The 24,437-nt window shown below is 73.9% G+C and carries 14 protein-coding genes; 6 read left to right on the top strand and 8 right to left on the bottom strand.

Translation table 11 applies throughout. The features are described from left to right. Nucleotide 1: 1 nt before the first annotated feature. From WME95_RS20545 to WME95_RS20535, 3 genes are all read right to left on the bottom strand, one after another. Nucleotides 2-1,732 carry a hypothetical protein gene (locus tag WME95_RS20545; protein ID WP_437910076.1) on the bottom strand — a complete coding sequence of 577 codons (1,731 nt, stop codon included), beginning with the start codon at nucleotides 1,730-1,732 and terminating at the stop codon, nucleotides 2-4. A 291-nt stretch (nucleotides 1,733-2,023) separates the two neighbouring features. Then, the gene (locus WME95_RS20540; RefSeq protein WP_437910074.1) at nucleotides 2,024-2,491 is read right to left on the bottom strand and encodes a DoxX family protein; all 468 of its coding nucleotides are present in this window, start codon (nucleotides 2,489-2,491) and stop codon (nucleotides 2,024-2,026) included. 24 nt (nucleotides 2,492-2,515) lie between these two features. Then, on the bottom strand, nucleotides 2,516-3,310 hold the full coding sequence (locus WME95_RS20535; RefSeq protein ID WP_437910072.1) for a helix-turn-helix domain-containing protein: 795 nt from the start codon (nucleotides 3,308-3,310) through the stop codon (nucleotides 2,516-2,518). A 288-nt stretch (nucleotides 3,311-3,598) separates the two neighbouring features. Between WME95_RS20535 and WME95_RS20530 the strand changes: the two genes are divergently transcribed. After that, nucleotides 3,599-4,225 carry a recombinase family protein gene (locus tag WME95_RS20530; protein WP_437910070.1) on the top strand — a complete coding sequence of 209 codons (627 nt, stop codon included), beginning with the start codon at nucleotides 3,599-3,601 and terminating at the stop codon, nucleotides 4,223-4,225. Between the two features lie 31 nt (nucleotides 4,226-4,256). Here WME95_RS20530 and WME95_RS20525 read toward each other — a convergent pair whose 3' ends face one another. Beyond that, nucleotides 4,257-9,422: a pentapeptide repeat-containing protein gene (locus tag WME95_RS20525; protein WP_437910068.1), complete on the bottom strand. Its 5,166-nt coding sequence runs from the start codon at nucleotides 9,420-9,422 to the stop codon at nucleotides 4,257-4,259. Nucleotides 9,423-9,672: 250 nt separating this feature from the next. Between WME95_RS20525 and WME95_RS20520 the strand changes: the two genes are divergently transcribed. Beyond that, the gene (locus WME95_RS20520; protein ID WP_437910066.1) at nucleotides 9,673-12,378 is read left to right on the top strand and encodes a dynamin family protein; all 2,706 of its coding nucleotides are present in this window, start codon (nucleotides 9,673-9,675) and stop codon (nucleotides 12,376-12,378) included. An 11-nt stretch (nucleotides 12,379-12,389) separates the two neighbouring features. Here WME95_RS20520 and WME95_RS20515 read toward each other — a convergent pair whose 3' ends face one another. The 3 genes from WME95_RS20515 to WME95_RS20505 all read right to left on the bottom strand — a co-directional run bounded on the left by WME95_RS20515 (nucleotide 12,390) and on the right by WME95_RS20505 (nucleotide 17,181). After that, nucleotides 12,390-13,949 (bottom strand): protein kinase domain-containing protein, encoded by a 1,560-nt coding sequence (locus WME95_RS20515; RefSeq protein WP_437910064.1) that lies wholly within the window; start codon nucleotides 13,947-13,949, stop codon nucleotides 12,390-12,392. 53 nt (nucleotides 13,950-14,002) lie between these two features. Continuing rightward, nucleotides 14,003-15,592, bottom strand: coding sequence for a 3,4-dehydroadipyl-CoA semialdehyde dehydrogenase (locus WME95_RS20510; RefSeq protein ID WP_437910062.1), 1,590 nt, complete (start codon nucleotides 15,590-15,592; stop codon nucleotides 14,003-14,005). 89 nt (nucleotides 15,593-15,681) lie between these two features. Continuing rightward, the gene (locus WME95_RS20505) at nucleotides 15,682-17,181 is read right to left on the bottom strand and encodes a TolC family protein (protein WP_437910060.1); all 1,500 of its coding nucleotides are present in this window, start codon (nucleotides 17,179-17,181) and stop codon (nucleotides 15,682-15,684) included. Nucleotides 17,182-17,354: 173 nt separating this feature from the next. On the opposite strand from WME95_RS20505, the gene WME95_RS20500 reads away from it, so the two are divergent. After that, nucleotides 17,355-18,389 (top strand): hypothetical protein, encoded by a 1,035-nt coding sequence (locus tag WME95_RS20500; protein ID WP_437910058.1) that lies wholly within the window; start codon nucleotides 17,355-17,357, stop codon nucleotides 18,387-18,389. 61 nt (nucleotides 18,390-18,450) lie between these two features. Here WME95_RS20500 and WME95_RS20495 read toward each other — a convergent pair whose 3' ends face one another. Next, entirely contained in the window at nucleotides 18,451-19,938 is a 1,488-nt protein-coding gene (locus tag WME95_RS20495; protein WP_437910056.1) for a hypothetical protein, read from the bottom strand. Nucleotides 19,939-20,078: 140 nt separating this feature from the next. Here WME95_RS20495 and WME95_RS20490 point away from each other — a divergent pair, with 140 nt between their 5' ends. From WME95_RS20490 to WME95_RS20480, 3 genes are all read left to right on the top strand, one after another. Further along, a complete protein-coding gene (locus WME95_RS20490) occupies nucleotides 20,079-20,618 on the top strand; it encodes a hypothetical protein (RefSeq protein WP_437553943.1) in 540 nt (179 codons plus the stop codon). A gap of 39 nt (nucleotides 20,619-20,657) precedes the next feature. After that, on the top strand, nucleotides 20,658-23,093 hold the full coding sequence (locus tag WME95_RS20485) for a DEAD/DEAH box helicase (protein WP_437910054.1): 2,436 nt from the start codon (nucleotides 20,658-20,660) through the stop codon (nucleotides 23,091-23,093). A 224-nt stretch (nucleotides 23,094-23,317) separates the two neighbouring features. Further along, nucleotides 23,318-24,007, top strand: coding sequence for a tetratricopeptide repeat protein (locus WME95_RS20480; RefSeq protein ID WP_012236244.1), 690 nt, complete (start codon nucleotides 23,318-23,320; stop codon nucleotides 24,005-24,007). The last annotated feature ends 430 nt before the right edge of the window (nucleotides 24,008-24,437 follow it).

Below are 24,437 nucleotides of genomic sequence, written 5' to 3'. Positions count from 1 at the left end.
CTCAGCGAACCATCAGCGAGACGACGAGCGCGAAGATCGCCACCATCACGAGCCCAAGGCAGAAAAGAAAGATGTTCCCAACGAGCATGTCCCTTCTTATCTCGAGATCAGTCCGCTTCTTGACGCGCACTCCCAGCGATTCCGTCGATTGCATCAAGAGGTCTTGGTGGCTCGGCTTCTCGGGTCTGGGCTGCTTTCCACTGTCGAAGAGCAACGCTCCGCCCGGATCGAACTTCCAGGCGAGCCCTTCCGTGCCGAAGAGCCAGAACGCGCCGTCGGGGCACACGGCGAGGCTCATCTCGGGTCGGGGCAACCTGTCGCGCTTCGATTCAAGGACGACGCGCTGCTCGCCACTCGCGTTGATTCGCACCAGCTGCTCGCAGCGAAGCACGTAGACATTGCCGCGAGCATCGGCACCAAAGATGCAGAACCCTGGCTCCGGCGGCTCGGAAGAGAACGCCACGCCGTAGCTCTTCCGCCCGCTTGCATCGAAGCGAGCAATCTCGTCCCGGCTCATCAGATAGATTGCCCCGTCCGGACCGCCATGAACGCGTGTACCGGCAGTACACATCCTCTCGGGGTGATCGGCGAGCTCGCACGGGGTCATCAGGGTGCCATCCGTGCGATCCCGTGAATCGCCGTGCGGCCACACGAGCGCCTCCACGCCGTTCGAGGCAGTACGCCGCATCTTGTCCTTTGTCAGGAACAACAACGATCCATCCGCGCAGCACGTCAGATCGTCGCAATCGCGGAGGAGGTCAACGATTCCCGATGACGAATGGTCCGCGACCTCCGTGGGTGTGCCGGTCTCGGAAGAGAGCCAGGGTTGCGGTGACTTGCCGGAGTCTGTCACGAGGAGCGCGCCCCGGGGGGAGAGCACGAGGCGCGCAGCCTTCAATCGGCCGCGCTGGATCCAGCGGACGTTCAGCGAGGGATCGATGGACCAGAGGATATGATCGCGCTTCTGGGACACGATGAAGGGCTTGCTTGCGACCCAGTGCGCTTGCGTGGCTGCGCAGTAGAGATTGCCCTCCGCGTCGACGGCCACCTGCGGCGGCTCTTCTTCCCAATCGAACAGCCCCGCCGAGACGGCCTCCGCGGCAGGGGCGCCGTCCGTGATCGACGGATCGAAGCAAAGAAACCAGCTCGCCGCCACCTTCCTCCGCCCGCGGAACACGAAGTCGTCCGGCACGTGCACGCTCGCGTTGCAGAACCTGCACACGCACGCGCGCGTCACGCCATCGAACGGCACCGGCGATCCGCACTGCGGGCAGGGAAACGTCGCCGCCTCGGCCGCACCTTCCGGCGCCATGGCGGCCGGATCCGGGTCTTCGCCGACCAGGTGCGTGATGCTCGGGAGCGCTCCGGCGAGCTCTGCGGGAACCGTTCGCACCCAGGTCCGCGTCGCGCACCGCGCGCACGTGACCGTCGCGTGCTCCCGCACCTCCCGGATGTCCTCGATGGGAATTTCCTTTTCGCAGCCCTGGCAGGAGGGCGCGCGCCGCGTGTAGGCAGCCGAGAGCTTGCCCGCGGACGTGGACCGCCCCTCCTGCAGCAGCATCTTCGGGCCGTCGTGGATCGGATGGCGGAGCAGCGCCTTCCAGAGATCATCGGCGAGCGCCGCGGGCCTTCCGCAGCTCGCGCAGCTCACCTCGCGGGCCAGCGTGTTCACCGGCATCGGCAGCCGGCAGGTGCCGCACTCCGTCTCCACCTTCACCGCGACGCAGATCATGGGTGTCTTCCGCTCCCCGATGCCTCTCGATCACCAGAGGGGCTCCCTCGGGCGTGCGCCGGCGAAAGCGCACCGGACGCGAGGCTATCGTGCCCGTTCTGGCGGGTCCAGCGCGGGGCCTGCCGGCCCGAGCGCGTCCAGGTGTCGCGCTGTCTCTCGATCCGAGCCTCGTGACTGCGGACAGCCGCCGCGCAGCGTGTGCGGCTGGTCGGCGAGGCGGGCGGGCATGTCTGGACATGATCGCGTGCTGAGCCTGAGGGTTGGAGCGGGACGTCGAGCGGAGCGCCGCGTTTACTCCCGGCGCCGGTCCTCGCGGCGGCCGCCGATCGCCACGGCGACGGTCGCGGCGATGAACACGATCTGCAGCAGCGTCCGCGGCACGAGCGGCGTCACCGGGCTGCCGCCCAGGGTGAGCCCCGCGCGCGCGGCAACCACGTTCGCAGGGAACATCGCCAAGAGCAGCACCGTCAGCCCCGCGGCCGCCCACGGCGCGAGCCTCGGGACGAGGAGCGCCGCCGCGCCGGCGATCTCCAGCACGCCCGTGGCGGTCACGAGGAGCTCGGGATACGGCAGCGCCGGCGGCACCATGGCGACGAGCTCGGCGCGCCGGCTCCCCCAGTGGGCCGACGCGGTCAGCAGGAACATGGCCGCGAGGGCGTACCTCAAGCACGTCACCCAGCGCGCGAGGTGTCTGACGCCGAGGCGCCCGAGCAGGAGGAACACCGCGAACGAGACCGTGAGGACAAGGACAGGTGCCATGCGTGCACCATGGCAATCTGCCCTTCACCGGTCTTGAACGAGCTGGCTACGGCGTCTCAGATCGGAGGGGCTCACCCCGAACATCCGGCGGAAGGTCCGGGTCATGTGCGCCGCGTCTGCGAAGCCGGCCGCGCTGGCGGCCTCCGAGAGCGCCGCGCCGCCGGCGATCGCCGCCCCGGCGCGCTCCAGCTTGAGCCACAGGAGGTACGGCCGCAGCGGCACACCGACGCTCTCCGTGAAGGCGTGCATGAACCGCCCCGGCGAGAGCCGCGCGATGCGGGCCAGGGCCTCGAGCGACGTGTCCGCGTCTCCGGCGCCTTCCCGCAGATGGCGCAGCACCCGCCGGACCCCCGGGTGCCTCGGCCTCGGCGAGGAGGGCGGGACCGCGATCCCCAGCGCCTCGAACACGCCGGGCAGCGCCGCCGAGAGCCCGGCCTCTCCACGCTCGGCGACGCACGACCGCAGCCGATCCGCGGTCTCGCTGCCCATGACCTCGATGGGCGACGCCCCGAACGCCTGGGCGAGCCCATCTCCGACGTCGCTCTCCGGCTCGATGAACACGATGAGCACACGGGCACCCGACGCGTCGATCGCGTGCGCGGTGTCCGGGGCCGTGAGGACGGCGCCTCCCGGCTGGAATGCGCCCCTGTCGGCCGTCTGGATCTGGAGCTCCCCGTCGAGCGCCAGCACGAGGTGCCAGCAATGGTGGGCGTGCAGCGTGCTCCGCTCTCCAGCGCCCCACGTCGCCAGCACGGAGGGCCACGGGCGCAGGACGCCCGCGGGCGCGGCGAGGCCTGTCGTTCTCGGCGGGAGGAGCATCGGTCCGGAGTCTACCCGGACGCAGCGGATGCCTTGGCTGGGCGCATCACGCAAGCGCCGTGCCCTTCGGGGGCGCTGCGCTGCTGGGCGTGGTCCGCAGAGCTGCCGCGCTACCGTCCGATGCGCGCGCGGTCGGCGGCGCACGTCTCCGCCGAGAGCGTGCCGAGGTACGCATCGGACAGGGGCGCGGCGAACCTCCGGCGCGCGCCGCTCGGAGACGAGCCACCCGCGTCCGCGCGACCACGCCCCGCTGGACAACCATCGCCGTCCAGGATTCTCTCGTCGCGCATGACAGCTCGCCGGTTCAAGCGCGGCAGCCCGGAGCGCGCCGTCGCCTACGTCCGCGTCTCCACGGACGCCGCGTGCGCCTCGGCTCCAGAGCAGCGCCAAGCGATCGAGGCCTGGGCCAGCCGGGAAGGCGTCGAGATCGCATCCTGGCACGAGGATCGCGGGGAGGACATCGGCGACCGGCCCGGCTTCGCGGCGGCGCTCGAGGCGCTCACCCTCGCCGGCGCCGGCCTGCTCGCGGCCGCGAGCGAGGACCGCGCCAGCATCGCGGGGCTCAGCGGCCCGTACAGGTCCGCCGCAGGCGAGCGCGGCGCGCGCCTCGTGACCGCCGACGGGAGCGGGATGCCGGACGGGACGCACCGATGCCCGATCTGCGGTGATCCCTTGGAGCTGTGGCCACGCCACCCGCGCGCGGTGTGCGGGCTTTGCAAGCATGAGGCCACGGACGAGGCCGGGCGGCCTCTCGAGTTCTTCAACACGTCGTTCGAGGGCGGCTTCGGGGCGCGCTACGCGGATACCGGCGAGCCTCGGGACAGCCACGCATGCGTCATCCGGGGCGTGAGGTGCCGCGCCGACGAGGGCCGATTCGGCGGGATCGTGATCGAGGCGATCGACGAGGCGCCGTAATGGATCGGGCTGGCAGCTCGGCAATCCGCGCTCAGCCCCGGCCGAGCGCAGGCCGCAAGGGGAGCACCGGCTCGTCGTCCGGGATGCGCAGGCCAGGGACCAGCACCTCGAGCTCGCCCGGCTCGAAGCGGCAGAGGTTCGCGGCGTGCCAGAAGCCTCCCGCGACGTTGCCACCAGCCTTGTAGCGGCCGTCGGGGCGGAAGGCGACCCAGCCCTCGGGGAGCTTGAGGAGCACGGCGAGGCAAGCGCCGGTCAGCACGTCCCAGAAGCGGACGGTGCCGTCGGTGGAGCTGGAGAGCAGCGTCTCGCCATCCGGCATGAAGGCCACGCTCACGACCTCGCCGGTGTGCCCCTGGAGGACGCGCGCCATCTCGTCGGCGGACACGCGCCAGAGGAGAACGCTGCCGTCGTCGGATCCCGATGCGAGCCAGGTACCGTCGGGGCTGAAGGCCAGGCCCATCACCGGGCCGGCGTGGCCGCGCAGCGCGCGTGGCTCGCGGCCCTCGGCGAGGGGCCAGAGCCGCACGGTCGTGTCGTCCGATGCCGAGGCCAGCGTCGATCCATCAGGGCTGAACGCCACACTCCTCACGGCGTGGCCATGACCTTCCAGCACACGCACCGCTCCTTCGCCGTCCGCCTGCCAGAGCCGGATGGTTCGATCGACCGATCCTGAGGCCAGCGTCGATCCATCAGGGCTGAACACCACGCTGCTGATTCCATCGTCGTGACCTTCCAGCACGCGAAGCGGCTCCGCTGTCTCGGTGCGCCAGAGTCGCACTGTCCTGTCGAGCGAGCCTGACGCGATCACGCCCCCGTCATGGCGGAAGGCGATATCCGTGATGCCATGATAATGCCCGCTCAAAACGAGCTCCGTGCGGTCTGCGCCGAGTCTCCGGAGCCGGATCGTGTGGTCGTAGTGCGCGAACGCCATCGTCGTGCCGTCAGGGCTGAAGGCTAGCGTCACGGTGGGGAGGCGGCGATGCATGGGCGGCGGCAGCGCATTCCATGTCGACATCCGCCAGAGATGAGCGCCAAAGTCCTCGGAGGCGAGCGCGAGCGTCGCACCATCGCTGCTCAAGGCCATGGCGATCGCCACGCTCGGCTGTCCTTTCAGCACGCGCAAGGCGCCGCCGCTCGACACTTGCCACAGCCGCACCGTGTTGTCCTTCGATCCCGAGGCGAGCGTGGCGCCGTCAGGGCTGAACGCGACGCTCGTCACGCCGGCAGCGTGGCCCTCGAGCGCGTGTAACGCGACGCCTGATCGATTCCACAGCTGCACGGCCCCATCTCCCGAGCCAGAGGCGAGCGTGGCGCCGTCAGGGCTGAACGCGACGCTCCTCACATGTCGCGCGTGGCCCTTCAGCATGTGCAGCATCTCGGCCGTCGATACGCGCCAGAGGCCAATGTCGTAGTCAAGGGAGCCGGAGGCCAGCGTCTCGCCGTCGGGGCTGAACGCAACGCTGAGGACGCCACCCCGGTGGCCGCTCAAGACGCGGAGCGTCTCGCCGGTCGCGACCTTCCAGAGCCGGATGACGGTGTCGTGGGCTCCGGAAGCCAGTGTCTCGCCGTCGGGGCTGAACTTGACGGCCATCACTCCATCCAGATGGCTGCGGAGCACGGCGATCTGCTGGAAGGTGGCCACCTGCCAGAGCCGGACGGTGCGATCAGAAGACCCGGAAGCCAGCGTCTCGCCGTCAGGGCTGAACGTCACGCTGTTCACGTTATGAGCGTGCCCCTTGAGCACGCAGAGCACGTTGCCAGTCGAGACGTCCCACAGCCGGACGGTGCAATCGTCCGAGCCGGACGCGAGCGTCTCCCCGTCAGGGCTGAAGGTGACGCTCGTAACCCAGGCGACGTGGCCGTTCAGCCTGCGCAGCGCGCTCCCTGTCGCCATGTCCCACAGCACGATCCCGTGGGCGTGACCCGATGCGAGCAAGGTCCCATCGGGGCTGATCGCCACGGCGTTGCACCGGCTGCCGTGCATCCAGGCCGGCTCGAACCTCGCCGCCTCCGGCATCGCCGCGCCGAACGTGTCGCACCCATCGAACCGCGCCCCCCGCGCCCCGACGAGCTTCGCTCCGCGCAGCCTCGTTGAAGCGAGCGTCGCCCCCGTCAGATCCGCGCCCACGAGGCGCCCCCGCACCGCCGTCACCCCCGTCAGATCCGCCCCGCGGAGCGCCGCGCCGGAGAGGTCCGCCCCGTCGAGCAGCGCCCCTGCCATCAGCGCGCCGCTCAGGTTGGCCCCCACGAGCTTCGCCTCCCTCATGTCAGCCCCGCGCAGGTCGCACCCGCTGAGGTCCTTCCCCGAGAGGTCCTGCCCCCGCAGGTCCGCCCCCGCGAGGTTCATCCGCTCGCCCACCCCGAGCCGCATCCGCCCGTCGATCCGCAGCGCGTTCGCCGCCGCCACCGTCCCCCACGCCCCGCCGAGCGCCGCGCGTACCCACGTCGCCGCCGCCTCCCTTCCCGCGAGCGCGCCGAAGAAATCGGCCATCAGGTCGCTCACCTCTCGCTGCGCGAGCGCCGCCGCCTCGCCGGCGCGCTGCACCTCCTCGGCGGCCTCCCGCGCCACGAGCCACTCGAGCACGGACTGGTGGATGAACCGGAAGTTCTCCTGGTCGTCCCACACGAGCAGCGTCCCCGATCCGATCTGGTGCGCCGTCACCCCGACATCGAGCTCGTGCCTGCCGAGCGCCTGCAGCGCCGCGATCAGCTCCGCCGGCAGCTCGCGCACGTTCACGCTCTGCTCCGTCCGCTGCCACAGCCGCGTCGCGAGCTCCGTCACCGCCCGCCACCGCTGCGCCACCGACAGCCCCGGCTGCGCGCCCTTCGGGTGCGCGCGCTCGTACTCCCAGACGAGCCACCGATCCAGGAGCAGCCTGTACAGCCCCGCCGAGGTGATCTCGCCGTCGCCCGACTTCGCCTGCCGCAGCTGCGCCTCCTCGATCTCGGCGATGAACCCCAGCATCCGCGGGTTCGCCGACAGGCCGAGCAGGTCCTTCACGTCCGCGAGCAGCCGCATGCGCGCGTCCGCCGCCTCCTCGCTGCCGAGCCGATTCACCAGGAACCGGTGGATCTGCCCCTCGGTGAACGGTCGCAGCCGCGCGAGCCGGTAGCCGGGCAAGAGCGCGGCCTTCTCCGCGAGCGCGGACCGCACCTGTTGCTCCGAGATGAAGTGCTGGCTGCGGCTCGTGACCACCACCTTCGCCGCCTTGCCCTGCGCCGCCTGGATCAGCGTGTCGAAGTGCTCGACCGCGCGGTCGTACGTCACGCGGAAGGCGAGCTCGTCGAAGCCGTCGAACAGGAGGGCGATCCGCCCCTCGCCAAGCATGTGCCGGAACGCGGGCAGATCGATCTTGCCGAGCCCCGCGAGCGCCAGGTGCTGCGCGATGAGCGCGTTCAGGTCGCGCGCCTTCTCCAGCGCGCGCATCTCGATGAGCACCGGCGTCAGCGGGCCGCCCGCCCTGCCCAGTCGCCGCGCGAGCTCGTGAAGGAGGAACGTCTTGCCCGTGCCGAAGTCCCCGAGCACCAGCACGAACCGGCTGTGCTCCGAGTCGAGCAGCTCTGCGACGGCGTCGAGCGCGCGCTCGTGCAGCACCTCCTCCTGGCCCATCGTGAGCGCGATGCGCTGGTCGACGTAGAGCGCAGGCGGATACGTGAGATCCCGCTCGAGGCCCGCGTTCTGCCACGCCAGGTAGCCGCGGAAGTCGATGAGGCCCTGGTACTCGAGGAACCGCACGAGGCGCACGCGCCGCGCGCTCGCGTAACGCACGAGCTCCTCCGGTGCGGGCTCGCCGCCGTAGACCAGCGTGGACACGAGGCCGGGATCCTCGCGCCGGTACGACGCGTCGATGCTCTCGATGAACGCGGAGACCGCCTCGGTCGAGATGCCGCTCTCGAGCGCCGCGAGCGGCGCGATCCGGACGATGCCGCCCTCGTTGACCGAGACGCGGAGGTAGACGCCGAAGGGGAGGGGCGCGTCGAACCACTCGATCTTCACGCCCTCGGGCTCGCGCAGCCTGCACACGCGCTCGACCCGCGAGAGGAAATCGTCGCTGCGCCCTTCCCCCGGCAGGAGGATGTCGTCGCCGTGCGGATCCGCGTGGCCGCCCCGCACCCGCGCCGGGAAGCGGCGCAGCCTCGGGCCTCGCCCGGCGTGATCGGCGCGCGCAGGCGCAAGAAAGCGCCTCAGAAAGGCGACGAGGAACTCCGCCGAAGCGCGGCACGCGAACGCACGGAAGCTGTCGTCCTTGTCGTGGTCGGCGTGATCCGAGACCGCCTTCGCGATGATCGACCGCCGCCCGAGGCGCTCCGCGACGTAGCCGATCGCCGCGGCCTCCATCTCGACGCCGAGCACCTTGCGCCCGATCGGCTTCAGCCGCTCGAACAGCCCCGCGTCCTCCTGCACCGCCTTGCCTGTGGCGATCGGGCCGATGTGCACGCGGAACGGCCGGGCCGACGGCGGGCCGTCCGGGTGGAGCAGGCGATCCCGGCGGACCTGCGCCACGCCCGCATCCGTGAGCTCGAGGCCGCCGTCGCCGATGCGGAGCGCGCCCGCCGCCTCCAGCTCGCCGATGCGCTCGGTCCAGCCCGGGCACCGCGCTGCGCGCTCCGGCCGCGAGACGGGCGGCGGTCCCCCCTCCACCTGGCTCGCGTAGAGCGCGTGCCGGAGCCACCACGCCTGCGAGGGCTTCGACGGCGGGCGCTCGGCCGCGAACGCGGTCTGCCGCTCGAACTCGCGCGCGAAGAGCGCGGCATCCATGTTCCACGTGCGCTCGAGGTTGTACGTCTCGATGTCGTGGAAGAACGCGCCCTCGCCGCCGTGGGCGACGCGCTTGCCCTCGTCGTAGCTGTAGACCCGGTCGGCGACGATGACGTCGCCGAGCGACACCTCGCCGCGCTTGCCGGCGCAGATGCCGCACATCGCGAGGCACCCTGGATCGAGCTCCTCGATGAGCCCCTGCGCCCTCGCCGCCGCCGCGCTCTCGCCCATCCGCCCCGACCACGCCGCGGCGATGCGGAGCGGCTCGCCGCGGTCGTTCGGGAGGTCGCGGACGAAGTACGGGAACCCGCCTGGATCCCGCGCCTCCCGCCAGCCGTCTCGACCGCCCTCGCCGAGCGCGAGGACCGCCTCGAGCTCGTCCTGCAGCGCGGTGACGATCAGCGCGTCGACGCGCCCTTTAACGATGTCTGCCGGCACAGGTCCACTCTAACAACAGGCGCTCACGTTCCGGGCTCGGTCCGATCGAGACCTGGCCGAGCGCTTGTGGTCAGATCCTGAAGGGGCCCAGACCTGACGGTCCCCCTCGTTTTCGAGGCACCCCCCAGGTCGAGACCTCCAGCGAGGCTCCCCGGGGGAGCCGCCGGCCAGATCGGAGCCCGGCCGCCCGCCGCTCCAGCGTTCGCTTCTTCCTGGACGACCGCCCTCCCGGGAGGCTTTCATCCCGCCCATGGCCAGGCTCGTCGAGGCGCTGAACCGGTTCTTCGGGCGGGTCGAGATCCTCGCCCTCGGCCTCGAGAACGAGCGCAGCGCCGCCGAGGCCGCGCTCGCGAAGGGCATGCCCCTCGAGGCCCGCGAGCACGCCCGCACCATCCTCTCCGTGCTGCCCGACTCGGCCGTCGGGCTGGCGCTCTGGGCCGACGCGGCGGAGGACGCGTGGCTCGACCAGGAGGTCGTCGCCTCGCTCACGGATCTCGCGAAGCGCGTCCCGTGGCGCGCCGACGTGTGGCTCCGCCTCGGCCGCGCGGGGCAGCGCATCGGCTGGGACGGCGCGCGCGACGCGCTCGAGCGGGCGACGTCGGCGCCGGAGGAGCGCGACGCGGCGCGCCTCGCGCTGCTCGATCTCTCGGACCTCGACCTCGCCGCGGGCGACCCGGCCCGCGCGCAGCGCTGGCTCGACCGCATCCCGGCGCCGCTCACGACCGTGCCCGACCGCGACGTGGCCCTCCGCCGCGCCGAGTGCGCGCTCGCGTACGGCGATCTCGACGGCGCGCGCACCGCCGCGGAGATCCTCGGGGAGCCCACCGCGATCGAGGGGCGCGCCGCCCTCGTGCTCGCCCGGCTCGCGCTGGCCGAGGCGAGCGCCGCGGCGGGGTTCCCCGCGGCGGGCTCCTCCGCGGCGGCCCTGCCGCCCGCCGTGGTGGGGCGGGCGCTCGACCTCGGGCTGCGGGCGCTCGTGCTCGACGTCCCCGGCGCGGCCGAGCTCTGCGCCGCCCTTGTCGCCGCCTCCCGCGACGTGCTCGTCGTCGACCGCGTGCGCCGCGTCGTCCGCGCCGCGGGCGCGCTCGACGAGCCGACCTGGGCCGCCGCGTTCGCCTTCGCCGAGGGGCGGCGCGACGACGCGCGGCAAGCGCTCGCGCGCGGGCTCTCCGCGGGCGACCGCTCGGCCGCCGCGGCGCTGCTCCGCATGGCCGTCGAGACCCGCGACCTCGGCGCGCTCGACGCGCTCGTCGCGCGTGGCAACGCCAAGGACGACGACAAGGCGCCGCGCGGCGCGGCCGCGCCCCCGCTCCCGCCCGACCTCGTCCGGCTGCGCGACGCCGCGGCGATGGCGTCCGCGGGGCAGGGGAGCGGCGCGCTCGACGCGCTCGACGCGGTGACCGGCGAGGGCGCGGCGTGGGCCGACGACATGCGCCGCGCGATCGCGCAGGCGTGGGTCCCCCCCGCGGGCGGCCCCGCCGGGGCCCGCGCGGCCGCCGCGTGGGGCGACGTGCTGCGCGAGCTCGCGCGCACGGCCAAGCTCCTCGACCGGCTCGACCTGCTCGCGGCGATCGAGGCCCTCGCGGTGGAGCGGGAGCGGCCGCTCCGCGCGGCCGTGGTGGGCGAGTTCAACGCGGGCAAGAGCACGTTCCTGAACGCGCTGCTCGGCGAGGACGTGGCGCCGACCGGCGTCCTGCCGACGACCGCGACGCTCCACTGGGTCGCCTGGGCGCCCGATCCGTTCGCGCGCGTCGTCGTGCGCGGCGGCCAGGACCGCGTCGTGCCGCACGCGGCGCTGAAGGACACGCTGCGCGCGCTCGCGGCGGCCGGGGACAAGGTGGCGCGGGTGTTCATCTACGCGCCGATCGAGCGGCTCAAGCGCGTCGAGATCCTCGACACGCCCGGCTTCAACGCGCCCGACCCCGATCACATCGCCGAGGCGCGGCGGGCGTTCGACGAGGCCCACGTCGCCATCTGGCTGCTCGACGCGCCCCAGGCGATGAAGGAGTCGGAGCGGCGGGTGCTCTCCGAGATCAGCGCGCTCGGCGTGCCCGTGCAGATCCTCGCGAACAAGGCCGACCGGCTCAAGCCCGACGCCCTGGAGACGGTGCTCGCGCACGTGCGCGACAGCCTCGCGGCGAGCTCCATCGCCTCGCTCACACCGCCGATCGGTTTCTCGGCGAGGCTCTCGCTGAAGGGGCGCCTCGGCGACGAGGCGGCGCTCGCGGCGTCGGGGTGGGCCGAGGTCGAGGCGCTCTTCGCCGAGCAGATCGTCGACGCGAGCGACGCGCTCCGCGAGCGCGCGCTCCGCCGCAAGGCGGGCCGCATCGCGGCCGAGCTCGCCCAGGCGGCGTCGGCGCGCGCGGCCGAGGACCGCGAGGCCGGGCGGAGGGCGCGCGCCGAGGCCGACCGGCTCCGCGCGAGCGCGGCGTACCTGCGCCGCGAGCGGCGCGCGCTCGCCGCGGCGATCGACAAGGCGCTCGAGCCGGCGCGCCGGGAGCTCGCGTCCGACCTGCGCCCGATCGCGGCGCTGCCCGAGGAGCGCAAGCGCACCGACGCGAGCGTCCGCGCCTACGTGCAGGAGCGGCTCGTGGCGCGGCTGAGCTGGCCGCTCTCCGCCGAGATCGCGAGGGCGGCGCGGGCCGGCGCCGAGCCGGCGGCGCGCGGCGCGCGCGGTGCGAGCGGCGCCGACGAAGCGGGCGCCGCGCCGTCGCCGCGGGCGGCGGCCCACGTGCGCGCCGTCCTGATGGGCATGGTGGCGGTCCACGACGCCCCCGACGAGCTCGCGGCGCGCCCGATCGAGGGCGTCGTCGAGGCCGCGATCGACGCGTTCGCGATGGCGCTGTCGGCCGAGGCGGAGGCGCCGGTCCCGCCGCCCGCCTCGGCGGCGGTCGAGCTGCGCGCGCAGGCGCTCCGGGCCGCCTTCGAGGCGCCGGTCACGCCGGCCAGCGCCTGAGGCGCGAGGCGTCAGCGGCTCAGGAAGAAGGCGAGCACCCCGAGCGCCAGCCCGATCACCAGCGCCAGCGGCACCACGAGCTTGACCATCCACAGGTCCGTCGGGCGCGCGGGCGGGCGGCGATCGCGCCGGACCGGCGCCGGCGCGATCTCGATGACGTTCTCGGCCGAGGACCGCGACGGCGGCCGCGCCGGCGCGGCGGCGGCGGGCGCGCCGGCGCCGCGCGGCGCCTCCGGCCTCGGGGACGGCGCGCGGGCGCCCGCGGCAGGGAGGAGCGGCCCGAAGTCCTTGCGATCGTGGATCACGACGTCGCTTGCCGGCGGATCGCTCGTCGGCGCGACGAGCCGCCGCACCGCCGGGAGCGTGCGCGAGAAGTCGTCCGACGTCGGTCCGGCCGGCGCCTCGCGCGGGAGGGCGATGCCGGGGAGCGTCGCGGCGAGCGACAGGATCGCGCTCGACGGCGGCCCGTCCGTCAGCGACGCCTCGCGGAACACGGACTTCGCCAGCACCTCGCCCCGCTGCGCCGGCGGCGGCATGTCGCCCTCACGCAGCGGCGGCGCGGCCGTCATGGAGCTCCGGAGCGACGGCGGCATCGCCACTTCGAGGGTCGGCGCGTCCTCGGGCGCGCTCGTCCGGGCGGCAGGGAGCAGCGCTTCCGACAGGTGGGGGAGGAGCCGCTCGAGCTCGTCGCGCAGCTCGGCCGCGCTCTGCTGGCGCTGGTTCGGCCATTTCGCGAGCGCGGTGAGGATGATCGCCTCGAGGGCAGGGTGGATCTGCGGCAGGAACTGACTCGGCGCGGGCGGCGGCTTCCGGAGGTGATCCATCGCCACCTCCCACGCGACGGGCGTGGGCGGGAAGGGGAGCCGGCCTGTGACGAGCAGGAACAGGAGCACCCCGCACGCGTACACGTCGCTGCGCCCGTCGATGACGTCGCCGCGGCACTGCTCCGGGGACATGTACGCGGGCGTGCCGACGACCACGCCGACCGTGGTGACCGAGCCCCAGACGCTGATGGGCGCGCTGTTCGGCCCGTCGTCGCCGCCGCCGCGGGTGTTCCTCTCGACCATCTTCGCGATCCCGAAGTCGAGCACCTTCACGCGCTCGACCGACGGATCCGCCGGATCCCGCATGACCATCACGTTCTCGGGCTTGAGATCGCGGTGCACGATGCCCCGCGCGTGGGCGGCGGCGAGGGCGTCGGTGATGCCGATCAGGAACCGCGCGGCGCGGGCCTCGGAGAAGCGGCGCTCGGCGAGCAGGACCTCGAACAGGTCCTGCCCGGCGACGAGCTCCATCACGATGTACGGCAGGTGCCCTTCCACGCCGGAGTCGAGGATCTGCACCGTGTTCGGGTGGTGGAGGCGCGACGCCGCCTTCGCCTCCCGGTAGAAGCGGGTGACGAACGTCTCGTCGCCGAGCAGCTGCGGGTGCATGATCTTGATGGCGACGTCGCGCGGCTCCGCGTCCTGCTCGCCGCGGTAGACAGCCGCCATCGCGCCTTCGCCGATGAACCCGGTGACGCGGAAGCGCCCTGCGATCGTCTTGCCGATGAGTTGCGGGCCCGCGCTCATGAGCGAGACTTCACCATAAAGTCCACGGAAAGAGCTACCCCGGCCTTCGCGATCTACGGCTTCGCCGGCGCGGGGCGGGGCGCGCCCTTCGCCCCGAGGATCGCCTCCAGGATCGGCCGCGACCCCTGCACGGCGGTGCGCTGCGAGTAGAAATGGAGCCCGCGCAGGCCGCCGAGCTCCTCGCCGCCGCCGGCGCGGCCCGGGCCGCCGTGGATCGTCTGCGGGAGGACGGTGCCCGGGCCGGGCGCCTGATCGGCGATCTTCTCGCTGCCGAGCAGGACGCGGCCGTGGTACGGCGCGACGCCGAGCAGCACCTCCGCCGCGAAGGCGCGGTCGTCGCTGTAGACCGAGCAAACGAGGCTCCCGCGGCCCCGGCGCAGGAGCGCCACCGCGTGCGCCGCGCCGCCGTCGTACGGGAAGAGCGTGGCGACGGGGCCGAAGACCTCGTGCTCGTGCGCGGCGGGCGCGCCGTCGGGGCCGCTCGCGACGAGCAGCGTCGGCGGCACGAAGTACCCCTTGCCCGGGGGCACTCCGATCGCCTCGAAGGGCCCAGCGCCGCCGAGCGCCACCGCAGCGCCCGCCGCGAGGCGCTCGATGCCCGCGCGCACGCCGCGGAGCTGATCGGACGTGGTCAGCGGACCCACCGTGACGCCCTCCTGCCCGGGATCGCCGACGCGCGCGTCGCGGAGGCGGTCGACGAGGTCGTCGCGCACGGCGTCGACGACGGCCGCGGGCGCGAAGATGCGGCGGATCGCTGTGCACTTCTGGCCGGCCTTCTGGGTGATGTCGCGCACGACGTCGCGCAGGAACATCGCGTACGTCTCGGAGCCGGGGACGGCGTCGGGGCCGAGGACGGCGCCGTTCAGGCTGTCGGCCTCGACGTTCACGCGGACGCCTTCCCGCACGAGGCCGGGCGAGAGCCGGAGCGCGGCGCCGGTGGCGCTCGATCCGGTGAAGGCGAGGACGTCCTCGCCGCCGAGGTGCGCGAGGAGATCGCCCGGCGGGCCGGCGACGAAGGAGAGCGCGCCGCGCGGCAGCGGGGCGCGCTCGGTGAAGATCTTCATCAGCCGGAGCGCGACGAGCGCGGTGCTGGTCGCGGGCTTCGTGATGACGGGCATGCCCGCGAGGAGCGCGCAGGCGGCCTTCTCCGCGAGCCCCCACGCGGGGAAGTTGAAGGCGTTGATGTGCACCGCGACGCCGGGGCGCGGGACGAGGATGTGCTGGCCGAAGAAGCGCGGCGAGCGCCCGAGCTGCACGCCGTCGCCGTCCGTGAGCAGCCGCGCGTCGCCGAGCTGGGCGCCCAGGTCGGCGTAGTAGGCGAGCGTGCCGATCGCGCCGTCGATGTCGAACTTGGCGTCGCCGCGGGTGTTGCCGCCGTTCCGGATGGCGACGTCGATGAGCGCGTCGCGCTCGGAGTGCGCGGCGCGCGACATGGCGCGGAGCACCTCGCCGCGCTGCGCGAACGTGAGCGCGCGCAGCGCGGGCCCGCCCTCGGCGCGCGCGAACGCCACCGCGGCCGCGAGGTCGAGGCCGTCCGTGCTCGTCTCGGCGAGCGGCTCCTCGGTCGCGGGGTTGACGAGCACGTGCGGCGCGCCCTGGCCGGCGCGCCACTGCCCTTCGACGTAGCTCTCGAGCCGCTCCATCGGGCGCGTAGCCTACTCGCGCGGTCGCTCGGCACAACCCCCGCGCGAGGTCGCGGCCGCGCTCGGCGGGCGCACGTCCTGCGCGCACCTCATTTGCACGAGGCGGACGCGAGCAGCGCGGTGATCTTCGCCTTCACCACCTGGAACTCCCGCACCGCGAGATCGAGCTCGGCCTCGCGCTGCCTGCGGCCGGACTCGACGAGATCGAAGCTCGTCGCGGTGCCGGCCTCGAACGCGACCTGCGTGAGGCGCGCGGTCTCGCGCGCGAGGTCGCGCGACTGCTCGGCGACAGCGCGCGACTGCTCGGCGACGGCGACGCCCCGGACCGCCTGCGTCGTCTCGAGCCCCGCGGTGCGCTCCACCGCCCCGAGGCGCACCCGCTGCTGCTCGACCGCGGCCCGGCTGATCTGGAGATCGCCGTAGCGCGCCCCGCCGTCCCAGATGGGGACGGTGAGCACGGCGCTGATGGACCACCCCCAGGACCGCGCCCTTCGGGTGGACTCGTCCCCGATCGAGGTGCGGGCGCTCAGCGTGCTCGACAGATCGACGTACGGGGCGAACGCGAGCTTCGCGTCGGTGAGGTTGCGCTCCGCGATCTCGAGCTCGGCCTGGGCGGCGCGGACGTCCGCGCGCTGATCCGAGCGCGCCTCGGCGCACTCCGACTGCACCTCCGCCGCGATCGCGTTCAGCGAGAAGCCCTGCGGGACGCCGACCTCGCCGCGCTCGCCCAGCACCGCCCCGAGCGTCTCCCGCGCCTTGCGCAGCGCCTCGTCGCCGGACACGAGCGTCGCGCGGGCGAGGGCGACGTCCTGCTCCGCGCGGACGACATCGAGCTTCGTGCCGGTGCCGAGGCGCTCGCGCCGCCGGGTCAGCTCGAGCCGCTCGAGCGCGCTGCGCAGCCCGACCCGGTTGATCTCGCTGACCCGCTCGGCCGTGACGATCGAGACGACGGCGTCCGCCACCGCGCCGACGGTGACGCGGCGGCGATCCTCCAGGCTCAGCTTGGCGACGTCCACCGAGCGCCTGGCGGTGCCGATGCCGTACCAGGCGCGCGGGGCGAGGATGGGCTGGCGGAGCGTGAGCGACGCCGACGCGGTCGTCGGCGCGTCCTCGATCGCCCCCGCGCCCGGCTCCCCGGGGGCGGGAGCGATGCCCGGCGGGAACCTCACGGCGCCGCCGCCCGCCAGCTCGTGCGTCACGTCGCCGCGCGCGTCGAGGCTCGGCAGCGCCGCGGCGAGCGCCCGCCGCGCGACCCCCTCGGCGCGGGCGACCTCCTGCACGGCGATCGCGAAGTCGACCGACCGCTGCTCGATCATCCCGCGCGCGTCGTTCCAGCTCGCCAGCGTGCGCGCGGGCGGGGGGACCGGCGCGAGCGCCGGGTCGTTCACCTCGATGCGCTGCGGCATCGCCGGCGGCGCTGCGGCCGCCGTCGTCGGGGCCGCCGCGGGCGCCTGCTGGCCCGGCCGCGGCTGAGCCTGCTGGCCCGGTCGACCCTGGGGAGGCGCCGGCTGCGCGAGGGCGACGCCTTGGCACAGGGCGAGGACGGCGAGGTGGCTGACAGCGACCATGCGGAGCCGGCGATGGGGCATGCGCGACTCGATGCGCCGGACAGGGCGCGACGACAAGCCCGAAGCGGGCAGAGGCGCGCTCACGCCCTGTGCGTGTGTGCGAAACCGTGCGCGCGGCGAGCGCGCGCCGTGGGTCAGGTCGTGGCGACGAACCGAGGATGCGCCACTATTCTGGACCACCGATGCCAAGCCGGTTGCCCCCGATCGACATCTGCCTCGGCTGCGGGACGCGGCGGCGATGCGGCGCCGCGGACCCCTGCGCTCGCTGCGGCGAGCCGCCTCACCGCGCCGTGTGGCGGCGGCCCGAGCCGCGCGGCGCGTCGCCGAAGATCGAGCTGTTCCTGAGCGCGATCACGAGCGGGCTGCTGCTCGCGTACACGGCGCTCTACGGGCTGCTCCTCTCGGGCCTGGCCGCAGCCGCGGACGACTCCCTCGCGGCCGCCGCGCTGTTCGCGGCGAGCGTCCTGCTCGGCGCGAGGCTCGCGCGGTGGATCACGCGGTCGCTGTTCGATCTCTGGGGCACCACGTGGGCGTACTGCTCGGCCGACGGCGCCCGCCGGGGGACCGTGCGCACGCTCCTCGGGTGGTACGGCGCTGGCGAGGGCGTGAGCCTGACGGGGTTCCACCCGACGAGCCCGGGCTCGACGCTCTTCTGTTCCTCGGACGCGATCGAGGCGGGGCTCCCCGTCGTCGCCGCGAACCTCTCGCGCATCGCGGGGGCGAAGGGCGGCGACGCGTTCTCGCCGTTCGAGGTGCTGATGCTCAGCGCCTTCACGGGCCTCGTCGCGCGCGGCGAGGCGACCATCAGCAGGGCCACGGCGGTGCGCTGGCGGAAGGGCTGGCTCGGCGCAGCGCGGCGCGGCGCGGCGACGCCGATCTTCACGATCGAGCGCTCCGGCGATCGCGAGGAGGGCAGCGCGATCGAGCGCGAGATCCTCTCGGCGCTACAGGCGAAGGCGGACGGCCTCGCGCTCCTCGCGGAGCCCTCGCCGCCGGGGGGCTACCGCGACGCCGCGTGGCGGCCGCCGCCCGCGCGGCTCTGCATCGAGGAGGTGCTGTGCCCCCGCGCGCTCGCGCTGGCGGCGAGGGCGCTCCGGAAGGAGCCCCGCGGCGGCGCGCCGGTCGCGGTCGCCGCGGCGCTCGACGAGTTCGGCAAGCGCGACCCCGCCCGGATGAGCCACCTCCGCGTGCTGCTCGCGGAGCAACACCGCCGCGCGCTGTCGGCGTGAGCGGCCGCGCATCGTCGGCGTGAGCGGCCGCGCGTCGTCGGCGTGAGCGGCGCTGGGGCGCTCAGTGCCAGACGCCGATGCCGGCGCTCACGCTGTCATAGCGAGGCGCGAAGTCCATCGACGCCTGCAGCGTCAAGGCGGTGTCTGGGATCAGGCCCCAGAAGGTCGTCGAGAGCACGCGGACGTCCGCGCCGAACGTGAAGTGCTGCCGGCCGACACGCCCGCTCCCCAGGCGGCCGAAGCGGTTCGGCTCGTAGTAGCTGCCGAACCGCGTGTGCACGCGGCCCGGGATCGGCTCGGTCTCGATCCCGAACCGCGGCGAGAAGCTCACGTGCGCGCCCGAGGTGCCCACCGCCGACGGGCCGTGCTCGCTCCCGGGCTGCTTCTGCGCCAGGAAGCGCTCCAGGCTCACCCCGTTCGACACCGGGCCCGTGACGAGGAGCTCCGCCGTGATGAGCAGGTGCTCGCGCGGCCAGTTCCAGTACCGCGCGCGCCGCTCCGCCTCGAGCACGGCCGGCCCCGCGGCGAGCTCGCGCTCGTCGTCGGCGCGCTCCCGCGCCCTCTCCGCCGCGAAGACGCGCTTGCGCCGCGCGCGCTCCTCCGGGTCGTCGATGGCGCCGAGCTCGCGCTCCCTCCGCTCTTCCCGCGCGGCCCGCCTGCGCGCGACCGCCTCGCGCAGCTCCCGCTCCTGGACGTGCGGGTCGATCCACGCCGGGTTGAGCGGGCGCGGTCCGACCTGCACGGCGAGGCCGATCTCGAGCTCCCAGGGGAGGACGACCTCGTCCGGCAGGATCAGCCCGCCGGCGCGGCGGACCTGCCCGTCCATCACCACGCCCTCGCCGAGCAAGCGGCCGCCGTTCACCGGGAAGCGGAACGTGGCGCCGAGCCGGTAGGACGCCCAGTCGGGGCGCACGAGCACCCCGAGCTCCGGGGAGATGCCCGCCATGGTCAGGTCGGTCTGCTCGGCCTGGAGGTTGAGCGTCACCGCGCGCGCGCCGGCGCCCAGCACGAGCGCGTCGCCGAGCAGGCGGACCCCGCCGAGGAAATGGTACTTGCCGATCACGACCGTGGTCTCGGCGCCGGCCTCGTCCGTCAGGGAGTACCGTTGCAGCTCGGCGTTGACCCCGGCGCCGAAGTCGCCCGCCTGGAGCTGGCCGCCGAGGGTCAGGTACACGAAATTCGAGTAATCGAGATCGATGTCGCCGCTGTTGTCGAAATCGTTGTTCTCGAAGAGCTCGATGGGCAGCGAGATCGAGGCGGCCACGTCCCACTCGAACCAGCGCATGCTGAACGGCTCGCGGAGCGCGGGCGCCGCGGCGTTGGCGACCATGCCGGCGATCCCCTCGGCGTAGCCGGCGTAGGCGCCGGCGATCCCGGTCACGCGCAGCGGCGCCAGGATGGGCCCCTGGAAGAGGTCGATGGTGTAGGCGTTGTCCTGGAGCGGCTGAGCCAGCGCGGCCCCGGGCGGGCCCAGGACGAGGGCCACCGCGGAGAGCGCCGCAGCGGATCGGCGGGCGATGATGCGGAGCGCCGCGGTCCTGTCGGTCACCTCGCGCTGCTCCCGTCCAACAGCATCTCGTCGCGCCCGCCGCGAGGTGATAGCACTGGCCCGCACGGAAGGGACCGTGGAAGCGGAGCCCGACCGTCGGCGGCCGCGCACCCCTGCCCGCCCTAGGAATCGCAGCTCCCATGCCCGCTCAAGCTCCCGCGCCCATCGCTCACCCCCCGGCCGTGCCGGGGACCGGGGCGGGAGCGCGCCCCCTTGGAGCGCCGCGCCGCCCGGGCGGGCCTCGCGCCCGTGGCCGGCGCATCGCCCTGGTCGCGTACTACAGCTTCGCCGCGCTCATCATCACCTCGTGCACCCTCCAGCTGATCCGGCAGGTCTTCTTTCTGCCGGCCGCCCCGTCGCCTTACGCGAGCTGCGAGGAGGGCCTCCTGGCGCTCGTCCGGGCCGTCGAGCGCGCCAGGGAGGCCGCCCCCGGGACCGACGGGGAGGACGCCGCCCTGGCCCGCTTCAGGAGCACGCTCGCTCCGGCGTGGACCTACCGGGACGGAGTGGCCGCCTCGTGCCGGGGCTCGGAGGACAACGAGCGCGCTCTCGACGCCATCGAGCGGCTCCGCTATGCGGAGGAGCACGCAGCGCGGCGCGAGGCAGGCGATCTGGCTCCGCTGCGGCGGCGGGTCCGGGCGATCGTCGATGGCCAGCTTGGGCCCGCGTCCCCGAGATAATACCCCGACGCGGCGATCACGCAGGACGATATGACCGACATGACCGTTCCTTCTCCCCCTGCCGCAGTGGCGGGTGAAGCGCAGACCGGCGACAAGCCCCAGCCGCCGCCTACCTTCGATGTGCTCCCTCTGTCGTCCGAGCTGCGCGAGACCCTCGCGGAGATTGGCTACGTCCACCCGACGCCGGTGCAGCTCGCCGTGTGGGAGCCGGTGACGCGCGGGCGCGACGCGGTCGTGCAGGCGCGCACCGGCACCGGCAAGACGGCGGCCTTCGGGCTCCCGATCGTCGATCATGCCGTGAAGCGCTCGCTCGCGCAGGCGCAGGTGCTCGCGCTGTGCCCGACGCGGGAGCTCGCGCTCCAGGTCTCGGCGGAGGTCGAGCGCCTCGGTAAGCGCAAGGGCATCAAGGTGGTCGCCGTCTACGGCGGCGCGCCGATGCAGCGGCAGATCGACGCGCTCGCCGCGGGCGCGCAGGTCATCGTCGGCACGCCGGGCCGCGTGCTCGACCACCTGCGCCGCGGGACCATCGTCGCCAAGCACATCCGGCTGCTCGTGCTCGACGAGTGCGACGAGATGCTCTCGATGGGCTTCGAGCGCGAGCTCACCGCGATCCTCGCCGAGCTGCCGCCGGAGCGGCAGACGCTGCTGTTCTCGGCGACGCTCCCGCCCGACATCGAGCGCATCGCGCGCAGCAAGCTGCGCTCGCCCGAGTTCATCACCCTCTCGGGCGACGCCGTCGGCGCGCTCCAGATCCAGCACTTCGTCTACCTGATCACGGGCGACAAGCTGACCTCCCTCGTCCGCATCATCGAGGTCGAGAACCCCGAGAACGCGGTCGTCTTCTGCAACACCAAGGACGAGACCGAGGCGGTCGCCGGGGCGCTGAAGCGCCAGGGGTACGACGCCGACTGGCTCAACGGCGATCTGCCGCAGTCCGATCGCGAGAAGGTGATGAGCGCGACGCGCGAGGGGCGCCTGCGCTTCCTCGTCGCCACCGACGTGGCCGCGCGCGGCATCGACATCTCGCACCTCACCCACGTCATCAACTACGATTTCCCGCAGGACGCCGAGGCGTACGTGCACCGCACCGGCCGCACCGGCCGCGCGGGCCGCACCGGCACGGCGATCGCGCTGATCACGCCGCAGGACGTCGGGCCGCTCTACATCCTCCGGCTGACGTACAAGATCCGCCCGCTCGAGAAGCAGCTCCCCACGGAGGGCGAGCTCAAGACGCGCGCCGAGGCCGATCTCGTCGCGATGCTCGCCGAGGCGTTCCTGTCGAAGGGCACGCACCGCGACGATCTCTCGCTCGCGCGCCGGCTGCTCACGCACGACCAGGCCGAGGCGATCGTGGCAGGACTCCTGCGCGATCACCTCGGCGCGCGGCCGACGGCGCAGGAGGAGGCGAGCGCCGCGCGGCGCGCCCAGCAGCCGCAGCGCGCGGCGGCGCGCGAGAGCGAGGGGCGCGGCACGGATCCGTCGACGAAGCCCGAGCCCGCGGCGCGCGGGCGGGCGGCGCGGGAGGCGCGGGAGGCGATCCCCCGCGCGGCCGACTCGGCCGAGCCGCGCTCGCCCGAGACGGAGCGCAGCGAGCGCGAGCGCGAACGCGAGCTTGCGCGCGAGGGCGATCGGGACCGCGGGCGGGAGCGCGATCGGCGATCGCTGCGCCTCCGCCGGGACGAGGGGCGGCGAGGCCCTCGCGGCGCGGACGCGCCCGGGGGGGAGGAGCCGCGCCGGCCCGAGGGGGCGCGGGCGCGCGACGACGGCCCCGTCTCGGTCGAGCCGCTCACGCGGCCGGAGCCGCTGATGCGGATCGAGCCGCCGCGAGGCGAGGGCGGGTCGGGCCGCGGCCCGGCGGAGCGCCTGCGCGATCGGCCCGCCGCGACGCTGCTGTCGGCGCGCCGCGGCGCTGGCGCCGCTGGCGCCGCGCCGGGCAGGCCCCAGGGCGGCGCGTCGGGACAGCCGTTCTCGCGCCACGCCGACTTCACCATGTGGCAGCCGCCCGAGGAGGAGGGCGACGACGAGCCGATCCTCGGCGAGCCTCCGTCTCCGGCGCCCGGCTCGCCGGTGTCGCGCGGCGGCGAGCGCGAGCGCGCGGGCGGCGCCCTGCCGTCGGCCACCGGCGAGGCCGCGGTCGAGATCGAGAGCGGCGAGGCCGGCGAAGCGCCGCGCGCCGAGCCCTCGCGCGACGAGGCGGACGGAGAGTTCGTCGAGGTCTTCATCAACCTCGGCCGCCGCGACGGCGCGCGCGCGGCCGATTTCCAGCGCGCGCTCATCGAGCGGGGCGGGATGGCCAAGGGGGACATCCGGCGCATCCGGGTGCGCGAGCGCAACGCGTTCGTCAGCGTCCCGAAGGCCGAGCTCGCGCGGGTCGTGGCGACGCTGAACGGCGCGACGATCGCGGGCAAGGAGGCGCGCGCGGAGCAGGCTCGGGAGCGCACGTCAAGCGCCGAAGAGGTGGCGGAGGACGCCTGAGCGCGGGTCGCGCGGACCGGCGCAAGAGCGTCTGTCCGCTGCCACATGGCGGCGGAGCGGGCTCCACGCGGGCGTTTCAAGCGGTTCCGCGCGGCGCAAGACACCGCCTGGCGGCGCAGGTCGATGGTACGTCGGTGGGGGCTTGCGTGCGACGTCGTCCAGGCGTCGCCGCTCGGCGCGCAACGCGCTAGCCAAGCTCGCCCACTGGTCGTATCACGGAAGGGATGGGGCGCAGTGGAGCGGAGGACATCGACCGGCTTCGACGGGACATCGATCGAGCGCTTGCTGACAAGCTCGATGCGGACAGGGTGCTCCCGCTGCTCGCGCGCTTGGCCCGCGCGACGGCGCCCGGGAGCGAGCCGTGGCTCTACGCGCACCGCCACCTCGCGGAGATGGGCGTCGAGCACGATCCGTGGCGCGCCGCGCTCTTCGCGCGCCGCGTGCTGCAGTTCCACGAGGAGGACGACGGCGCCTGGGCGGTGCTGGGCCTGGCGCAGTCGCTGCTCGGCAACTACCGCTACGCCGCGCGCGCCTACGAGCGCGCGCTGGCCATCGCGCCCGAGAACCCCTGGTATGCGCACAACCTGGGCCACCTCTACGACGTCGCGCTGAACCGCCCGCACGACGCCTTGCCGCTCCTGGCGCAGGCCACCGAGGCGCAGACGGGCGAGGCCGACATCGCCGCGAGCTACGCGCACGCGCTCGCCCGATGCGGCAAGCTGGTGCTCGCCAAGAAGATCTTGAAGCGCGCCATCCGTCACGGCGCGACCGCCGACCAGATGGCGCTGTGGCGCTGGCTCGACGCGGGCGCCCCGACCACGGGCGAGAGCGGTCCAGACCCTCAGCGCCCGGCCGACTCGAAGCGCAAGGCCAAGCGACGGCGCGCTCGCGAGCGTCAGAGCCTCGGCGATTGAGGTGGAGCGACCCGCGCGCGGCGGTGATCACGCAATCCGCGCTGGTGACCAGCGCGCGTCGCATGGGGGGAACCTCACGTGAGCTCCGGCCCTCTCCATCCGCACATCCGAGGAGCGGAAGCAGGAGGTGCGCGCCGACCGAGCTCGGCTGCGCTGCGGCGCGGCATAAGCTGCTGCTGGCGTGCTCGATCGTGACGCGGGGCACGGGCGCGGTTGTGCGGGCACGGGCTACCTCGGCTGGGCGACGGTGGATGCCGTCGCCACAAGCGACACGCATGGCTGACGCGAAGCTTGACGGTGGGTTGCCCGGTTGGCGATAAGCTGTGTTTCTCGACTGGTGCTGGACACGGTCCCCGCTTGGGACAGGGCACCCTGCGAGGAGAAGAAATGAGCGTCACGAGCGTGCAAAGGACGGACAGGACGGCGAAGA

It is taken from the genome of Sorangium sp. So ce327, assembly GCF_051530205.1.
GTDB classification, from domain to species: Bacteria; Myxococcota_A; Polyangia; order Polyangiales; family Polyangiaceae; genus Sorangium; species Sorangium cellulosum_B.
Note: the sequence above shows the minus strand (reverse complement) of the source record. Positions and strands in the feature narration are given on the sequence as shown.

What these genes read in the sequence shown, in the direction of transcription:
- WME95_RS20510 (WP_437910062.1), bottom strand. Translation starts at nt 15,592, where the DNA reads ATGGAGCGGCTCGAGAGCTACGTCGAAGGGCAGTGGCGCGCCGGCCAG.
- WME95_RS20490 (WP_437553943.1), top strand. Translation starts at nt 20,079, where the DNA reads ATGCCCGCTCAAGCTCCCGCGCCCATCGCTCACCCCCCGGCCGTGCCG.
- WME95_RS20535 (WP_437910072.1), bottom strand. Translation starts at nt 3,310, where the DNA reads ATGCTCCTCCCGCCGAGAACGACAGGCCTCGCCGCGCCCGCGGGCGTC.
- WME95_RS20505 (WP_437910060.1), bottom strand. Translation starts at nt 17,181, where the DNA reads ATGCCCCATCGCCGGCTCCGCATGGTCGCTGTCAGCCACCTCGCCGTC.
- WME95_RS20540 (WP_437910074.1), bottom strand. Translation starts at nt 2,491, where the DNA reads ATGGCACCTGTCCTTGTCCTCACGGTCTCGTTCGCGGTGTTCCTCCTG.
- WME95_RS20530 (WP_437910070.1), top strand. Translation starts at nt 3,599, where the DNA reads ATGACAGCTCGCCGGTTCAAGCGCGGCAGCCCGGAGCGCGCCGTCGCC.
- WME95_RS20520 (WP_437910066.1), top strand. Translation starts at nt 9,673, where the DNA reads ATGGCCAGGCTCGTCGAGGCGCTGAACCGGTTCTTCGGGCGGGTCGAG.
- WME95_RS20485 (WP_437910054.1), top strand. Translation starts at nt 20,658, where the DNA reads ATGACCGTTCCTTCTCCCCCTGCCGCAGTGGCGGGTGAAGCGCAGACC.
- WME95_RS20545 (WP_437910076.1), bottom strand. Translation starts at nt 1,732, where the DNA reads ATGATCTGCGTCGCGGTGAAGGTGGAGACGGAGTGCGGCACCTGCCGG.
- WME95_RS20480 (WP_012236244.1), top strand. Translation starts at nt 23,318, where the DNA reads ATGGGGCGCAGTGGAGCGGAGGACATCGACCGGCTTCGACGGGACATC.
- WME95_RS20515 (WP_437910064.1), bottom strand. Translation starts at nt 13,949, where the DNA reads ATGAGCGCGGGCCCGCAACTCATCGGCAAGACGATCGCAGGGCGCTTC.